Source organism: Vibrio coralliirubri (assembly GCF_024347375.1).
GTDB classification, from domain to species: Bacteria; Pseudomonadota; Gammaproteobacteria; order Enterobacterales; family Vibrionaceae; genus Vibrio; species Vibrio coralliirubri.
In genome coordinates, this window is record NZ_AP025470.1 from 2,228,518 (window position 1) to 2,244,153 (window position 15,636).

Here is a 15,636-nt window from a genome sequence, read left to right on the forward strand (position 1 = left end):
GTATAGATGAGATCATCGAACCTGTATGCACAATTCATTGGGGTGGCTAAAAGTCACAGGCATAAAAAAAGGCTATCAAATGATAGCCTTAGGTGTTTTTTAGTAGCCAGTTAACTGCATAAAGCCTGTAGCTTCATGGCTGCCGCTCGCCTTAATCGGCCCTTCCCAATATGGTATGACAAAAGGAAGCCACATATCTCTGCGTATAATACGCGTTGTGAGGTTGATATCATGCTTAGGGACGTTAATGATCCACTGTAAAGGCATCCGTCTTCCATTCATCAACGTTGTATTTTGCAACGGTTGAATAGAAATGTCGGATTCCGTTAACTGGTAAACTTTGCCTGAGCGCGTTGCCAAGGTACCGAATACGTAAGGCAGCTGTTGGTTATGACGGTAACGGTTAATGCTCAACGCTGTGCCGTCATCGAGGTTAAACACAAACCAATCCCAACCTTGTTGGCCCACTCCAAGTAAGCCACTGCCCCACTCTTTATGTACCCACGCTGTTCCTTCCACTTCCTTGGTAATGCCGTCTAGGTTCAACACACCACTCAACGATAAAAATGGAGCGCTGAAGTTATAAGACGCGACAGGCAATAAGTCGTGCTTTTTCTGATAACCGTTATCGCCGTTGAGCACATAGGGCCCTTTTGCAATGGTGTCTAGCTCAAGTCCAAACGTATCAGTTTGCACTTGAAGGCGCCCTGGGAATGGGGTGTTGCCGAGTGCACGCCAGTTCCAGTTATCAATCCAAAGCCTGAATGGACGATTAGTCATTCCCGCTTGGCCAATGCCGCCACGAGCCATGCGCTGTTCTTTCCATACTTTGGATTTAGAAAATACCACTACATTTGAGATATAGACTTGAGGGCTTTGCCACCCCGGTGTTTCACGTTCGTCCGTTGCGATACGGAAAAAACTCCACTGAACCGAATAGTCTTTACCGTCATCACCTTTCAAAGATGCAAAGTAATGCCACCACTCGTGCTGAAACTCTGGGTGAAACTTAAAATCTTGTGGTAGCGACACGTTGCGGTCTGGCAAAACAGGTTCGAACACATTGAAGTGTTCATTAACCAATATTGAGTTAACTTCAATCATGCCCTTTTCACCAGGATCGATGAAATAGGAGTAATAACCCCAAACACTTAAAAAGATGCCGAAGAAACTGATTAATAGAAGAGAAGACAGGATTCGTTGTCTTAACTTAGTTGAGGTATTCCGTAAAAACATACTAAAGCGCATCCCTCAGTGACTTCATCGGAGTGTTCCGAATCATTCTCATCACTGGTAAAGCACCAGCTAGCATCAATGCTGCCATGGCCCATGCAAATGTCTGCAAATAGTCCCAAGGAATCACTTGTAACTCGAGTGACCACCCAAAAGACTGCTTGATCACGATATCAACAATTAGACTCGCTAGCGCTAATCCGAGCGGAATCGCAATTAAGGAGGAAATAAGCCCAAACACAAACAACTGCAAACTACCTGTCAGAATCAGCTCTTTCGCCGAGACACCCAAACAACGCTGCAAGGAAATATGCCTTTGGCGAGATACTTCACCCGCTACCGTCGCAAAGAAGATACCGAAGACGGCGATAACCAAGGTGATGTTACCTAGTGTATCTGCAATCGCGAACGTTCTGTCGAACACCCGCATCGCTTGACTGTGAATATTGTTATTATCGAATACGCGCTCAGAGCCAAGCCTGAATACGCTTTCCAATCGGCTGCGAAGCCCTAATGAATTCACATCGTCTTTGAGTATTACGCCAAGGCCGACATTACCCCGCCCAGCAAATCCATACAGCCAGTTTCGATGCGACATCATGACTTGATGGTAAGGGTTACCATAGTCATAATAAACACCGACAACCTGCCAACCAGAGCCGAGACTGTCATAGAGGTCGATGTAGTCGCCAGGACGAATCCCCAGCTTGAGAGACATCGATTCACTGATCAACACACCTTTAGAGTGATGTAAGTGATACCAGTAATTCGGAATACCTAATTTGATCGTCAGCGCTTCAAGTTCGCCTTCAGAAGGGCCCGTGCTGACCACCTGAATACTACCGACTGGAGACGCCACATCTTTCTCCCAACGCCACCAAACCGAATCCACTTCAGGTTGGTCAGATAACCAATTACTCATACGAGCAGCGGCATTGTTGGTTGGGTAGATATACAGATCGGCAGCCAAACGCTGTGTTAGCCATTTATCAGTGGTATCTCTAAAGCTGCCCACCATGGTTTCTACACCAATATTGGCTGTTAAGGCCAACATAAAGGCCATGGTCGCTACACCACGGTAACTCATACTTGACGCTGCATCAGCAAAGAACCAGCGAGCACGAACCCAGCGCAATGAATAAGAGAGGCTATTAAATAACTTCCACATCAAAAACGGAGTAAATAGAGCCACACTAATCAGCATTAGTGCGATAATCGCAAAACCCGTTTCTTGAGTCTGAGGGGCTTGATACACGGCGACAGCGGCAACTAAGAAGCCACAGCCAATCAATGCTTGCCAAGTAAACTCAGTACCCGCAAAGCGCATCAAAGATAAGCGAGAGGTCAAACGAATCGGTTGTGAACTAAGCAAGCGCACCAATGGCCAAGCACACGCTAAGAACGCACCAAGTAATGCCATCAATAAGCTGTAGCCGCTCCATCGCCAATTCCAGTCAATCGTTAAGCCAACGTTGGCGTCGTATAAGTCGCCTAAGCTTGAAGATACCGCTGGTAATAATTGGTTGGCCAACATGACCCCGAATACATTACCGCAGATCCAGCTCAGTACGACCAATATCAGCAATTCTAAGCAAAGCGCTTTAGCCAGTTGCCAGCCCGATACGCCTGTTTGCCTTAAGATTCCGACTAACGGTTGGCGCTGAATAAACGACAACGACATCGCCTGATAGAAAATGAATAAGCCAACCACAAACGACAACATACCCATCGCTTTTAGGTTTAAGTGGAACGCACTGGTTAGCGACTCAAGCTCTGCCTTAGAGCTACGAGAGATCGTCAAACCATTAGGTAGCATGTTTTTGAGACGTTCAAACTTCTCGGTGGACATGTCTGAACACGCAATTACAGAAAGCCCTGCACTGCGTTTTAGCATTCGGAGCAAGGAGATATCCGCAATCAGCCTTGTACCATTGATCAGGTTATTTTGATCGACAACCACAGGACCAAGTTCAGAGCCATCCATCAAAGGGATGTAATCACCGTTGTGCCATTCCATGTGTTCAGCAAGATCATCACTGACAAGGATTGGGTATGGTGGCTTCATGAGGTTCAAAGCGGTGAGGTCTTTTAACGCAATACCAGGTTGCAGCTGAAGCATAGAAACAGGGTCTATACCGACAACCATGAAGTTTGCGCCATTTTCATCAGTGATACGATGGTGATCAAGAGGAGAACACTGTTGAAAGCCTTCACGGCGAAGTTGGATATAAAAGCCTTGCGGGATTTTATTGGCGTTGTGTTTTGGTCGAATACGGTAAGGAAGAGGATTCGAAAAGAGTTTTTCGCCATGTGCATAGCTTTGCTTGGCGTGTTGGTTGATAGCAGTAACACCAACCAAAAGTGATACGCCGAGGGTTAAACCAAGCCATACCAAAATAATCTGCAGTGGGTAACGTCGATAGTGACCGAGTAGTGCCTTAACTACGGGCCATAACATGCAGTTGCCCTCCTTGTAGGCGGATCCTGCCATCCATGTGCAGAGCTACTTTTTCACTGTGTGTTACCAACAGCAACGTACATTCTAATTGACGAGCCAAAGAGGTCAGCAAGCGCATTACCGCTTCTGCATTGCGCTCATCTAAACTTCCGGTCGGCTCATCGGCCAACAAGATTTTCGGTTCCATATACAGCGCACGCGCAATGGCCGCACGTTGTTGTTGGCCACCAGACGCTTCTTCAGGGTAACGGCCAAGTAAAGGCATAAGGTCTAAAGCAGAGAGAATCTGTCTCCAGAGACCTTTGTCTTCAGGTAAGCCTTTTAACTGACGGCAAAAGCGGATGTTATCGGCAATATTTAGCGTTGGCAGTAAGTTGAACTGCTGAAAAATATGGCCAATGTTGTTTCTGCGATAAGCGGTACGATCACGCTCGGTTGAGTCGTGCATATTGAAGTGAGGGAAAGCAATTTCACCTGAATCCGCTAGGTCTAAACCCGCGATAAGATTCAGTAACGTACTTTTACCTGAACCGCTTTCTCCCATTAATGCCAGCTGGTCACCTTGGTTTAATGTTAATTCAGCACCTTGCAAAACAGGGTGAAACTCCCCCCCATCGACATAGCCTTTACATAGGTCTGACAGCTTTAACATTAAACAGCTCGCATTAGTTAGAATTTGGAAGGAGAATCTACACTAATTCCCTGTTAGGAGGAAGTATTTTGAAAGATAGATCACACGCCAACGATAAAGTGATGCGATTGGTGCGCCCTACTTCAACTTCCTATCAAGTTTTTAATCCATTTTCTTGTTTTCATGCGATAGAGCGACCCACCCCACTTGAGGACTTCTTCCGTTAGGAAAAGCAGATATACCCACTCAGGTGGAAACTTAAAATAGATAGCCGCGATGGCTGCCAATGGGATACCGATCACCCACTGAGCAATCAAATCTTGATAGAGGCAGAACTTCACATCACCACCCGCTCTCAACACCCCAACGATCACAGTTAATGGCACCGAGCGAATGACAATACCCACACTGAGGATCAGAATGAATTTCTCTGAGAGGGCTCTGGTTTCTTCCGTCAATGCGCTGAAGGCATTGAGTATTGGCGTTTGAACGAAATAGAGAAAAACGGCCACAACGATACTGGTTAAGAAACACAGAATTGTTAAGCCAAGTGCTTGATAGTAAACCGCTTCATTATTTTTCGCACCAAGCTGGTTACCCACCAGAACCGCTGCCGCATTCGATAAACCAATTAATAAGCTCAATGAGATAGATTCAACCGGCGTCATGACCGATAGCGCAGCCAGCCCCTGAACGCCCGATTGCCCCATGATCGCGTGATAAGCAAACAAGCCACCCGCCCATGCTAAGAAGTTAAACGTGGTCGGCAGAGACAGCTTCAAGAAGCGAATCACCTTATCAATCGAAGCTGCTGCTTTAATATCGCAAAACTTAAAAGCCAATAAATGCTTAGAGCAATAAAGATAACCAAACAAAGTCGCGACTTCAATCGCGCCACTCAGTACCGTCGCAATCGCCGCACCTTTGATTCCAAGCGCAGGAAAGCCTAGGTTACCGAAGATCAGCACCCAGTTTAAGAACACGTTAGACAGGATGCCGATACCGCTAAAGAAGGTACTTAGCCCGGGTTTATGCATCGCTCTCAAACCTACAGCCATACTGCTGACACACGATACTGCTAGCATGCTAAATGAGGTAATGACAATGTATTCAACGCCTAGGTTAATGACCTCTTGAGAGTCAGTCGTCACGCCCATGATTTGTGCAGGAAATGAAACGAAAAACGCAATGGTCAGTAACGCAAACAGTGTCGAAACTAGCCACGTCAGCGCAGTACTTTCTCTCACACCTTGTCTGTTACCCGCGCCCCAATATTGAGCAGTAAGAAGAGCACCGCCCGTGGTAACACCCACCAGCATAATGGTCGTCACGAACATCGCTCGGCTCGCAACACCCACAGCCGCAATGTCTGCTTCGCCAAGTTGGCCCAACATCAACACATCTACTAAGCCCCGGCTTGAAAACATAATGCTCTGCAAGGTGATAGGCAGTGCAATCGCAATAAGCCTGCGAACAAAATCACCTCGTGTGTGATGAATAATTGAAGAGAGCAACATAGAGAGAGACCTAAACGGAACGTATTGATGAATAAAGATAAATATCGCGCTATTATATCAATGTTCGGTTTTTAACCACAGATATAAATGGAGTAACAATGAAGAAAGTACTGGTTTTAGGCGCTTCTGGATATGTTGGTTCGCAACTCCTCCCTCTCCTGCTTGAGCAAGGCTATCAAGTCACGGCAGCAGCAAGGCATATCGACTATTTAAAGGCACGAACCGAGCCTCACGAAAACTTATCGCTTGAGTATCTTGATCTGGCCGATCAAGCTGCGACACAAGCCTTAGTCCCCGACTTTGATCTTATCTTCTTTCTCGTCCATGGCATGGCAGAAGGCCACGACTTTATCGATTATGAGCTGAACTTAGCCCGTAACTTTGCTTCTGCTCTTGGCCCAAAGAATCAACACGTCATCTACCTGAGTTCTTTACAGCCTCAGACTGGCGATTCAGAACACCTTCAAGCGAGAAAGAAAACCGGCGAACTGCTTCGTAAAGGACCAGTACCAGTTACCGAACTTCAAGCTGGCGTGATCATTGGACCAGGATCTGCGGCATTCGAGATCATGCGGGATTTCGTATACAACTTGCCTATCATGATTGCGCCAAAGTGGGTCGACTCTAAAGCGAACCCGATTGCCTTGCAGAACCTGAACCATTATTTACTAAAACTCGCACAAGACACGCCAAACGAAAGCCAAATCTTTGAGGTTGGCGGGCCGGATATTGTCTCCTACCGAAACCAGTTCGCTCATATTGCCAAAACTGCCGATCGTCCACTCAGGCTATGGGCGACATCGCTACTGACACCAAAGATTGCTTCATATTGGTTAGGCGTGGTGACTTCTGTACCGTCCAACATAGGCAGAGCGCTGCTTGCAGGCTTAAAGCACGACTTCATCGCCAGTTCGACCACCATTAGAGAAAAGTACCCTCAGAAGCTTGTCTCGTTCGAGAGCATGGTTGAACAAGCCATTCACGCTGAAGGAAACTTTGTCAAAAGTAACGTGTGGGGCTTTGATAAAACCGCCTTCAAACGCTGGCAAGCGGGATACGGTTATTACCCGAAGAAAACAGGCGCAAGTATCACTTCAACCGCGTCATTAGAGTCGCTCTGGCACGTGGCTCAGCAAATCGGAAGCCCTAAGCAAGGTTACTTCTTCGCCAACGCTTTATGGCGCACCCGCGAATGGTTGGATGTTCTTTTCGGTGGCGGCGTACCGGTTCGACAAATGCCAGAAGGACCCAATCTAAAAGTCGGTGATAAGATCGACTCTTGGAAGGTTATTCGTTGTGAAGAAAACCAGTTTTTATCTCTACTATTTGGAATGAAAGGCCCGGGCTTAGGACGACTGGAGATTACCGTTTCTGACCACGGTGATTCTCGCGAGCTAAACATCTCGGCTTGGTGGCATCCAAAGGGCTTTCTAGGATTACTGTATTGGTTTGCGATGATGCCAGCCCACCTGTTTATTTTTAAAGGCATGGTAAAGGCAATTGAGAAGCAGGCTAAAGAACAGGATTAAAAGCAGATACGGGATTCGAGTGTCGAAATGAGAAAAGATTAAAAGCGGATATGGGATTAGAGTAACGAGATGCGAAAAGATTAAAAGCAGATGCGGGATTCGAGTGTCGAGATGAGAAAAGATTAAAAGCGGATGCGGGATGCGAAAAGACTAAAAGTAAATTAGCGACACGCGCTATGAGAGGCAAAAAAAGAGCGGATAATTCCGCTCTTCGTATCTCTCATCTCGAATCCGCTATTAGCCGATAACGCTAATCGGGATCTCAGCCAGTTGGTTACCTTGGTTAGCAGGGTAAACGATGTATTCACCGTGATACTTCACCGCAGACTTATAGTCCGTTACTTTGTGAAGCATGAAACCCGCTTCCATCGCCGCTTGGATGAACTCAGCGTGGTTACCACGAACAAACCAGTTCATTGGCTTAACCATCAACTCACCGTCGAAAGAGTCGTCACACTGTTTGCCACACAAAGCAAAAGAGTGCTCGCCATCGGTGAAGAATTGAATCTTACCGCCAGTCGTTAGCTCGTCTTCACTCGATACGCTCCAACCCATCTCGTACATTTTGTCCATGAACGCTTCAACATCACTGTCTTTTAGCGCTTTAGGCTCTTCGCCTTCAGGGAAAAAACGTCCGTAAAACGCAGAAATGCGTTTAAAGGTAAAAGTTAAATCAGAGTTATTGCCTTTTGAGCGACCCTGTTTCTGCCAACGAACTAAGTCAGGCACAATCACGCGATCATAAGCTTGAGATTTAATCGCTTTTGTTACCCAACGAACAAGATAAAGGTTGTTCGCGATAGGTGCGTCGATTGCTTTGCCAGACTTATGCAGAGCATATAGCTCGCCCAACGCATCGTTCACTAACTTCTGAATTTCAATATAGTATTTTGACATTATGCCTTCTTTCCTAATGTCCAATATAGTAATGCTGACAGTATTGCACATGCTGCCATCATCATAGCCATTGGCCCTGCAGTGTCACTTGGTAGCATGGCAACAATTGCCCCCACCACAGAACCAGTACCAAATCTTAACGTGCCCGCAAGCGAAGAAGCTGTGCCGGCCATATTCGGGTATCCGCTTAATAGCAGCGCCATTGAGTTACTACCAATGGTAGACAGTGTGCCGATAAACAGCATCACGAATGGCACAATACCCCACAAACCGATATCTAACATCCAACCAACTAACAGACCTAAGCCCGCAAACAGTTGAATGGTTAAGCCGACTCTAAGCATAGCGTGAGAGCCCACTTTCTTAACGATTCGACCGTTGATACTCGTCATCAAGATCATAGCAACAATATTCAAGCCGAACAGGTAGCCAAACAGATCAGGGCGAACGCCATAGATATCGATGTAAACGAATGAACCTGCCGTTAAGAACGCAAACATCCCTGAGAATGAGAATGCGCCAGAGAAAATCAGGCCCATCGCCGTTGGGTTCTTACACAGACGGGCGTAGTTACGAATCGTTGTTTTAAAGCGCAGTGGTTGTCGGTTTTCTGCAGGAAGCGTTTCTGGGATCTTCATCGATACCGCCAGAATCACGATCACCGCAAAAATAGCCAGAACCCAGAAAATTGAACGCCAGCCGAACCACAATGCTAAGTAACCGCCTATCATCGGAGCAACCAATGGCGCAACTGTCATCACCAAAGTAACGAAAGACATGGTTCTTGCGAAATCTTCACGATCGAACATGTCTCTTACTACCGCTTGGATGATAACGGCCGCCGCAGCACCAGCAAAACCTTGAGCGGTACGGATGTAAGTCAGCGCTTCAATACCGTGTGTTGTCGCACTCACCATAGAAGCGATAGCAAACAAGAACACACCAATAAGCAATACAGGCTTGCGACCATAGCTATCCGCCAACGGGCCATGCAGCAACTGCCCCAACGCGAAACCTGCGGTATAAGCTGTTAGCGTGATTTGTACTTCACCCGCCGTCACACCAAGATCTTTAGCAATGGTCGGCATCGCTGGCAGATACATATCAATGGCTAGCGGAGTAAGTGCACCAATCGCGCCAAGAATCAAAAACAGCATTAAGCCTAATTGAGGGGTTTCTGGTTGGGAGCTTGGGCTCTGTGAGGTCGATGTTTGCATGGTTCTCCGAATGTTCAACTGATAGAGCTAGGGACTAGCGTGAGTACGCGAGTCAAAGATTGGCTGAGACTTTCCTAGTACCAGTCAACATCATCAGCCGACGCTATCCATGGTCGGCTTTACAACGAAAGGGCTATTTCCAGCAAAAGTTGTTTCTTGCTAAGAACAATTTCTTGTTAAGAGCAACTTCTAGCTAAGGACTACTTCCAGATTGAATCGACTTCTTCTTGCGTTAGGTAACGGTATTCACCTAACTCTAAAGATTCGTCCATCTCAATTTCGCCAATACGTTCACGGTGTAGTGCTTCTACCTTGTTACCAAGTGCCGCAAACATACGTTTAACTTGGTGGTATTTGCCTTCGTGAATCGTTAGCAGCACTTCACGCTCTGCACGAACTTCTAGGTGTGCAGGAAGTGTTAGGCCATCTTCGCTCTTAAGCTGGATGCCCTCTTTAAATTTTTCAACGTAATCGTCTTCAACAGGTTCAACCAACCACACACGGTACGTCTTCTCGCACTTGTGCTTTGGCGAAGTGATACGGTGAGACCACTTACCATCGTCGGTAATCAACACAAGACCTGTTGTATCAATATCTAGACGGCCAGCAAAGTGCAGCTTGTCCATTTTGATTTCATCAAGTAATTCAAACGCGATACGATTTGCGCCATCTTCATGCGAACAAACAAAGCCTTCTGGCTTATAAAGCATGATGTAACGTGGGCCGTGAACATTCAGTTCATTGCCTTGCCATTCCACAACGCACTCTTCAGTTACCTTGAGTGAACCGCTTTTTTGAATGACATCATTTACTGTCACTGCCTTGGATTTTAATAAGTGTGTTGCTTCTCTTCGAGTGACGCCTAATGCATCGCACAGAAATTTATCTAAACGCATGAATACCTCAACTAATCTAAGTCGGGTATTATAGTCACCTTTGCTCAATTAGTTGAGCTATTTCACACTATTTGTTTTCCTTCTTACAAGACGCGATATGTATACACTCCGCCCGTACCAAGCTGATTCTGTAAAATCAGTGATTCATTACTTCAGAAAACACCAAACGCCGGCTGTTCTCGTGCTTCCGACGGGGGCAGGAAAAAGCCTTGTGATTGCAGACCTGGCAAGGCTTGCGAAAGGTCGAGTGTTGGTACTTGCTCACGTAAAAGAGTTGGTTGAACAGAACCATGAAAAGTATGAAGGTTACGGGCTGAAAGGCTCGATTTTCTCTGCGGGTTTAGGACGCAAAGAGACCGACCAACAAGTCGTGTTTGCTTCGGTGCAATCTGTGGTGCGAAATCTCGATTCATTCTCTAACCAATTTTCGCTGTTGGTTATCGACGAATGCCACCGTGTTCCCGATGAAAAGACCAGTAGTTATCAGAAAGTCATCACTCACTTACGCGAGAATAATTCGGGCATCAAGGTGCTTGGATTAACAGCGACCCCATATCGTCTTGGGATGGGTTGGATTTATCAATACCACACTCGCGGTCAAGTGCGTTCAGATGAGCCACGCTTCTTCCGCGACTGTATCTTTGAGCTGCCGATTCGTTACCTGCTCGACGAAGGCTTTCTCACACCAGCACGCATGATTGATGCGCCTGTACTGAGCTATGACTTCTCCCAGTTAAAGCCAGCGAGTACTGGTCGCTACAAAGAAGCTGAACTCGACATGGTGATCGAGCAATCGAAACGAGCGACTCCGCAGATTGTCGACCAGATTGTTCATCTAGCCCAAGACAAGCTAGGCATCATGGTATTCGCTGCCACTGTTCGACACGCGCAAGAGATCCTCGGCTTATTGCCAGCAGGTGAAGCTTCAATTGTGATTGGCGATACACCAACTCTCGAACGTGACCAAATTATCAGCGACTTCAAAGAACGTAAAATCAAGTTCTTGGTTAACGTATCGGTATTAACCACAGGTTTTGATGCGCCACACGTCGATTTAATCGCGATTTTACGCCCGACAGAATCCATCAGTTTGTATCAACAAATCGTTGGCCGTGGCTTACGCCTATCTCCGGGTAAAAAAGAGTGTTTGGTGCTCGACTATGCGGGCAACAGTTACGACCTTTACCAACCTGAGGTCGGCGACCCTAAACCCGATTCAGACAGTGAAATCATCACCATCCCCTGCCCGGCGTGCGGCTTCAACAATAACTTTTGGGGCAAACTAGACAGCAATGGCTTCTTACTTGAGCACTTTGGTCGTAAATGCCAAGGTTACTTTACCGATGAAGACACCGGCGAACGCGAACACTGCAACTATCGTTTCCGAGCGAAATATTGCGGTGAATGTGGTGCTGATAATGACATTGCTGCGCGCATTTGTCATGAGTGCGATGCAACCTTAGTCGACCCAGACAAAAAGCTGAAAGAAGCGCTGAATCTAAAAGATGCCTTGGTATTTGAATGTTTAGAAATGGACCTCAACGTGCTTAAGGACGACAAAGGTAAATCACAACTTAAGGTCACCTATCGCGGGGAAAACCAAGCGCAAGTGCATGAGTTTTGGTCATTAACCACCAAAAAGCAGAAGCAAAACTTCAAAGACCAGTTTGTTCGCCCTCACCTTGCAGACAGACATCGCCCTTTTGAAGAAGCCTCGCCAACGAAAGTGGTTGCTCACCAACATAGATTCCGCCCACCTCAATTCGTGATTGCACGTAAGGTCGGACGCTTTTGGAAAATGAGAGACAAGATATTCGAAGACGAACTACAGCAGCGTTAAGGTTAACAATAAAGGTAAGTCTTACGTTCTTAACACTCGGCAATTAATCTTATGTATTAAAGCCTGCGCCAGTTAAGCGTTAAGTTTTTCGGTATCAAATTCTCATTATTAATCAGGTTCACTTTCTGTTCAGAATTACTTTTTTATACTGAACGCTATCAACCTTCTCTAGGATTCGCTATGTTTAGTAAAGCTATGATTTCTTTGTTTTCTATAAGCTTAGGCTTATTTGTTTCTGCTGGCGCATGGGCTGACTCACATCATAATGGTCATGAATTGGTGCAGGACGTTCACAAAGCAGGAACCAGCATCGAATTTGAAGAAGACCAAGACGAAGTCTATGAAGCCGTACGAGAAGGCTACATTCGCCCTTTCTCAGAAATGTATGCAGCGGTTGAAAACGATCTTCATGGCAGAATCATTAAAGTAGAACTAGAAGAAGATGACGACATTTGGGTCTATGAACTAAAAATCAATTACCAAAACAACATCATCAAAGTCGAATACAACGCTGAGACGTTAGAAATGCTTATGATCAAAGGCCGCAACTTTAAAGACGCAATTAAACACAGCGACTAGTTACGTACGACGAAGAGCTAAGCACAACGAATAGTCATTACAAGAATTAAGAAGAACAATTATGAAAATTTTAGTCGTTGAAGATGAGCCTCGTTTGGGCCAACAAATTATTGAAACGCTTGAGGGAGCCGACTGGGTTCCAGAGCTTTCTCAAGATGGGATCGACGCACTCTACCGTGCAACGTCAGAAGAATGGGACGCGATTGTCCTCGATTTAGGTTTACCTAAGCTTGACGGCCTAACGGTATTAAAAGGCATTCGAGACGAAAACATCAACACGCCAGTGATTATCTTAAGTGCTCGTGACACGCTAACTCAACGTGTTGAGGGCTTGAACGCAGGTGCTGATGACTATCTAACTAAGCCATTTGAGATGGTCGAGCTGATTGCCCGTATCCGAGCTCAACTGCGCCGAGCATCGGGCAGTGCTGCTCCGATACTTCAAATCGGCGATCTAAGCCTAGACACACGCAGTTCCAAAGTGTTGTGGCAAGGCCAAGCGGTTAGCCTTACCGCGCTAGAATATAAAGTCGTCGCGTACTTCATGCATAACCAAAACAAGGTTATCTCGCGCACAGAGCTGGTTGAACACATCTATAAACAAGACTTCGACCGCGACTCAAACACGGTTGAGGTGTTCATTGGACGTATTCGCAAAAAAATCGCACCAAAGATCATCAAAACCGTTCGCGGCCTTGGCTACCAACTGAATGCCGAATAGCTCAGTCGTCAATCACGCCAAGAGTAACCATCAATTAAGCGGACAGCCTGTTCTGATCATCGCAATACGATGAGTCACGATGAGCAAAGGCAGGCTGGAAATGCATGAATCTAAAGAAACGAACACTTAAAAACATCAGTCTAAAAAGCCGCTTGCTCCTTGCTGCGGCTTTTTGGCTAGGTGCGATGATATTAGCGGCAGGTGTCGGGATCCCGAAGCTGGTTAACGACTACCTCGTCGACGACATGAAGCAGCAGCTTGGTTTAACCATGGATGAGTTAACCGCCAATATCGAAACCAATGACAGTGGTAACCTGATCATGGCAGAGCGTCTGTCTGATCCTAGGTTCAACCAGCCCTACAGTGGTATTTATTGGCGCGCCGCAACCCAAGACCAGATCATCCGATCTCGCTCGCTATGGGATAAAGACCTCACCATCAAGCGTTCGCCAATTCACACATCAGTCAAAGGGCCTGAGAAAGAAAAGCTGATTTACATCGAGCAAGATATCTACCTGCCTGAACTGAGCGACCCTGTCACGATCACCATTGGTATTGATGAAGATCCGCTAGAATCGACACTGACCGAACTGACTGGCCAAGTCTGGTTGATCCTAATGCTGCTGTTTGTTGGCGTGTTGATGTTGATCGGTATTCAAGTCAGTTGGTCGCTATTACCGCTCAGCAAGATGCAACGCGAACTGGTGATGCTAAGAAACGGCGAGCAACAAGGGTTAAGCGATAACTACCCAAAAGAAGTTTCTCCATTAGTCTCTGATCTCAATGCCCTGCTCTTCCACTATCAAGAGCTATTAGAGCGAGCTCGTAACCACGCGGGCAACTTATCTCATGCGTTGAAAACACCGCTTTCAGTTCTAAAAAATGAGATAGAGCGACTTCCAGAGGATGACAAGGCACTGCTGCAACAACCCATTCATCAGATTCAAAGCCAAATAGACTATCACCTTGGCCGTGCGCGCATGGCAGGTGCAATGAACATTCTTTCGGTGAAGTCTTCACCTTGTGAGCGTGTCGAAGCTATCTCAATGGCGTTTGATAAAGTCTACGCTGCCAACGAAGTCACCATGATTAACGAGCTAGACTCTGAGATTGAAGTTGCGGTAGAAAAAACCGATCTTGATGAAATGGTCGGTAACCTACTCGAGAACAGTTACAAGTGGGCGGGCAGCATTATTCGTGTCCATGCAAATGAACTCGACGATGGCAACATAGAGTTGGTGATCGAAGATGATGGCCAAGGCATTCCTGAAGAGAAGCTTGAGCAAGTGACCAAACGTGGCGTTCGACTTGATGAAACCACGCCAGGAACAGGCTTAGGGCTTAATATCGTAAATGAAATGGCACACAGTTACCGAGGCAGCCTAACGCTCAGTAAGAGCTCAATGGGCGGCTTAAAAGCTTCTCTGGTGCTTAAAATAAGTAAAGGCTGAACAAGCTAAGTAAAAGTGAAACCAATAAGCCCTAGCGTAATGTTAGGGCTTAGTTTTATCTCGGTTCAGCGAAACACTCTCACTTCAACATAATTAGCCCATCGAATGTAGCCCAATCATATTGCCTTCTGTATCGCTAACTACACTAATAAAACCATGCTCACCAATGTCCATTTTTGGCACTTGTAAGGTGCCGCCATTGGCCGCAGCCAAACTTGCTTCTGTCGCACAGTCTTCACAAGAGAAATAAACCATGGTGCTGTTGCCTCCCGCTTTTACATCGGACATCTTACATAAAGCACCGGTGGCACCATAACTCTCCATCTCGCAAGGGAATACCCACATCTCAACATCGATTCCCGTTTCATTGTTCAACTTTTCCAGCGTCACTTTAAATACTGACTCGTAGAAAGCTTTTGCTCTCGACATATCATCAACATAAATTTCAAACCAACCAATCGGATTCATTTGCATAACGTTGTCCTTAGCTTTCGCCGCTTACTCGCCCTTAATGAGCATAGTCAAAGTAGAACAAGTTATAGCCGAGGCATTGCGTAAGAGAAGGCGATGTTTGAATAAACATGGCAAGCAGACAGTGCAAAGCCTTGTTTGATTGAGGGTTCAAACAAGGCTTTAGTTTGTTGATGTCTTAGAAAAACCAGAGCAC

At 46.2% G+C, this 15,636-nt stretch carries 13 protein-coding genes; 5 read left to right on the forward strand and 8 right to left on the reverse strand.

Annotation, left to right across the window (positions count from 1 at the left end; genetic code table 11):
• Positions 1-99 precede the first annotated feature (99 nt).
• The 4 genes from OCV20_RS10155 to OCV20_RS10170 all read right to left on the reverse strand — a co-directional run bounded on the left by OCV20_RS10155 (position 100) and on the right by OCV20_RS10170 (position 5,839).
• Positions 100-1,248, reverse strand: coding sequence for a lipocalin-like domain-containing protein (locus OCV20_RS10155; protein ID WP_086773630.1), 1,149 nt, complete (start codon positions 1,246-1,248; stop codon positions 100-102).
• Positions 1,238-3,691, reverse strand: a complete 2,454-nt coding sequence (locus OCV20_RS10160) for an ABC transporter permease (RefSeq protein WP_086773629.1) — start codon at positions 3,689-3,691, stop codon at positions 1,238-1,240. Before OCV20_RS10160 ends, OCV20_RS10155 begins: the two co-directional genes overlap by 11 nt.
• Positions 3,672-4,343 carry an ABC transporter ATP-binding protein gene (locus tag OCV20_RS10165; protein ID WP_017060385.1) on the reverse strand — a complete coding sequence of 224 codons (672 nt, stop codon included), beginning with the start codon at positions 4,341-4,343 and terminating at the stop codon, positions 3,672-3,674. Before OCV20_RS10165 ends, OCV20_RS10160 begins: the two co-directional genes overlap by 20 nt.
• Positions 4,344-4,465: 122 nt before the next feature.
• Positions 4,466-5,839: an MATE family efflux transporter gene (locus OCV20_RS10170; protein ID WP_086773628.1), complete on the reverse strand. Its 1,374-nt coding sequence runs from the start codon at positions 5,837-5,839 to the stop codon at positions 4,466-4,468.
• Positions 5,840-5,937: 98 nt separating this feature from the next.
• Here OCV20_RS10170 and OCV20_RS10175 point away from each other — a divergent pair, with 98 nt between their 5' ends.
• Entirely contained in the window at positions 5,938-7,368 is a 1,431-nt protein-coding gene (locus OCV20_RS10175; protein ID WP_086773627.1) for a DUF2867 domain-containing protein, read from the forward strand.
• Between the two features lie 237 nt (positions 7,369-7,605).
• On the opposite strand, the gene OCV20_RS10180 is transcribed toward OCV20_RS10175, so the two are convergent.
• From OCV20_RS10180 to rsuA, 3 genes are all read right to left on the reverse strand, one after another.
• Positions 7,606-8,265, reverse strand: a complete 660-nt coding sequence (locus OCV20_RS10180) for a DUF2913 family protein (protein ID WP_010441495.1) — start codon at positions 8,263-8,265, stop codon at positions 7,606-7,608.
• Positions 8,265-9,482 carry a Bcr/CflA family multidrug efflux MFS transporter gene (locus OCV20_RS10185; RefSeq protein WP_048617529.1) on the reverse strand — a complete coding sequence of 406 codons (1,218 nt, stop codon included), beginning with the start codon at positions 9,480-9,482 and terminating at the stop codon, positions 8,265-8,267. Before OCV20_RS10185 ends, OCV20_RS10180 begins: the two co-directional genes overlap by 1 nt.
• A 200-nt stretch (positions 9,483-9,682) precedes the next feature.
• Positions 9,683-10,378, reverse strand: a complete 696-nt coding sequence (rsuA, locus tag OCV20_RS10190; protein WP_017060380.1) for a 16S rRNA pseudouridine(516) synthase RsuA — start codon at positions 10,376-10,378, stop codon at positions 9,683-9,685.
• Positions 10,379-10,475: 97 nt separating this feature from the next.
• Here rsuA and radD point away from each other — a divergent pair, with 97 nt between their 5' ends.
• From radD to OCV20_RS10210, 4 genes are all read left to right on the forward strand, one after another.
• On the forward strand, positions 10,476-12,218 hold the full coding sequence (gene radD / locus OCV20_RS10195; protein WP_086773626.1) for a DNA repair helicase RadD: 1,743 nt from the start codon (positions 10,476-10,478) through the stop codon (positions 12,216-12,218).
• Between the two features lie 180 nt (positions 12,219-12,398).
• The gene (locus OCV20_RS10200) at positions 12,399-12,797 is read left to right on the forward strand and encodes a PepSY domain-containing protein (protein WP_086773625.1); all 399 of its coding nucleotides are present in this window, start codon (positions 12,399-12,401) and stop codon (positions 12,795-12,797) included.
• A gap of 61 nt (positions 12,798-12,858) precedes the next feature.
• Positions 12,859-13,518, forward strand: a complete 660-nt coding sequence (locus OCV20_RS10205) for a response regulator transcription factor (RefSeq protein WP_017060377.1) — start codon at positions 12,859-12,861, stop codon at positions 13,516-13,518.
• Between the two features lie 104 nt (positions 13,519-13,622).
• Positions 13,623-14,969 (forward strand): ATP-binding protein, encoded by a 1,347-nt coding sequence (locus tag OCV20_RS10210; protein ID WP_086773624.1) that lies wholly within the window; start codon positions 13,623-13,625, stop codon positions 14,967-14,969.
• A gap of 93 nt (positions 14,970-15,062) precedes the next feature.
• Here OCV20_RS10210 and OCV20_RS10215 read toward each other — a convergent pair whose 3' ends face one another.
• On the reverse strand, positions 15,063-15,443 hold the full coding sequence (locus tag OCV20_RS10215; RefSeq protein WP_050052990.1) for a VOC family protein: 381 nt from the start codon (positions 15,441-15,443) through the stop codon (positions 15,063-15,065).
• Positions 15,444-15,636: the final 193 nt, after the last annotated feature.

What these genes read in the sequence shown, in the direction of transcription:
- OCV20_RS10155 (WP_086773630.1), bottom strand. Translation starts at nt 1,248, where the DNA reads ATGCGCTTTAGTATGTTTTTACGGAATACCTCAACTAAGTTAAGACAA.
- OCV20_RS10160 (WP_086773629.1), bottom strand. Translation starts at nt 3,691, where the DNA reads ATGTTATGGCCCGTAGTTAAGGCACTACTCGGTCACTATCGACGTTAC.
- OCV20_RS10165 (WP_017060385.1), bottom strand. Translation starts at nt 4,343, where the DNA reads ATGTTAAAGCTGTCAGACCTATGTAAAGGCTATGTCGATGGGGGGGAG.
- OCV20_RS10170 (WP_086773628.1), bottom strand. Translation starts at nt 5,839, where the DNA reads ATGTTGCTCTCTTCAATTATTCATCACACACGAGGTGATTTTGTTCGC.
- OCV20_RS10175 (WP_086773627.1), top strand. Translation starts at nt 5,938, where the DNA reads ATGAAGAAAGTACTGGTTTTAGGCGCTTCTGGATATGTTGGTTCGCAA.
- OCV20_RS10180 (WP_010441495.1), bottom strand. Translation starts at nt 8,265, where the DNA reads ATGTCAAAATACTATATTGAAATTCAGAAGTTAGTGAACGATGCGTTG.
- OCV20_RS10185 (WP_048617529.1), bottom strand. Translation starts at nt 9,482, where the DNA reads ATGCAAACATCGACCTCACAGAGCCCAAGCTCCCAACCAGAAACCCCT.
- rsuA (WP_017060380.1), bottom strand. Translation starts at nt 10,378, where the DNA reads ATGCGTTTAGATAAATTTCTGTGCGATGCATTAGGCGTCACTCGAAGA.
- radD (WP_086773626.1), top strand. Translation starts at nt 10,476, where the DNA reads ATGTATACACTCCGCCCGTACCAAGCTGATTCTGTAAAATCAGTGATT.
- OCV20_RS10200 (WP_086773625.1), top strand. Translation starts at nt 12,399, where the DNA reads ATGTTTAGTAAAGCTATGATTTCTTTGTTTTCTATAAGCTTAGGCTTA.
- OCV20_RS10205 (WP_017060377.1), top strand. Translation starts at nt 12,859, where the DNA reads ATGAAAATTTTAGTCGTTGAAGATGAGCCTCGTTTGGGCCAACAAATT.
- OCV20_RS10210 (WP_086773624.1), top strand. Translation starts at nt 13,623, where the DNA reads ATGAATCTAAAGAAACGAACACTTAAAAACATCAGTCTAAAAAGCCGC.
- OCV20_RS10215 (WP_050052990.1), bottom strand. Translation starts at nt 15,443, where the DNA reads ATGCAAATGAATCCGATTGGTTGGTTTGAAATTTATGTTGATGATATG.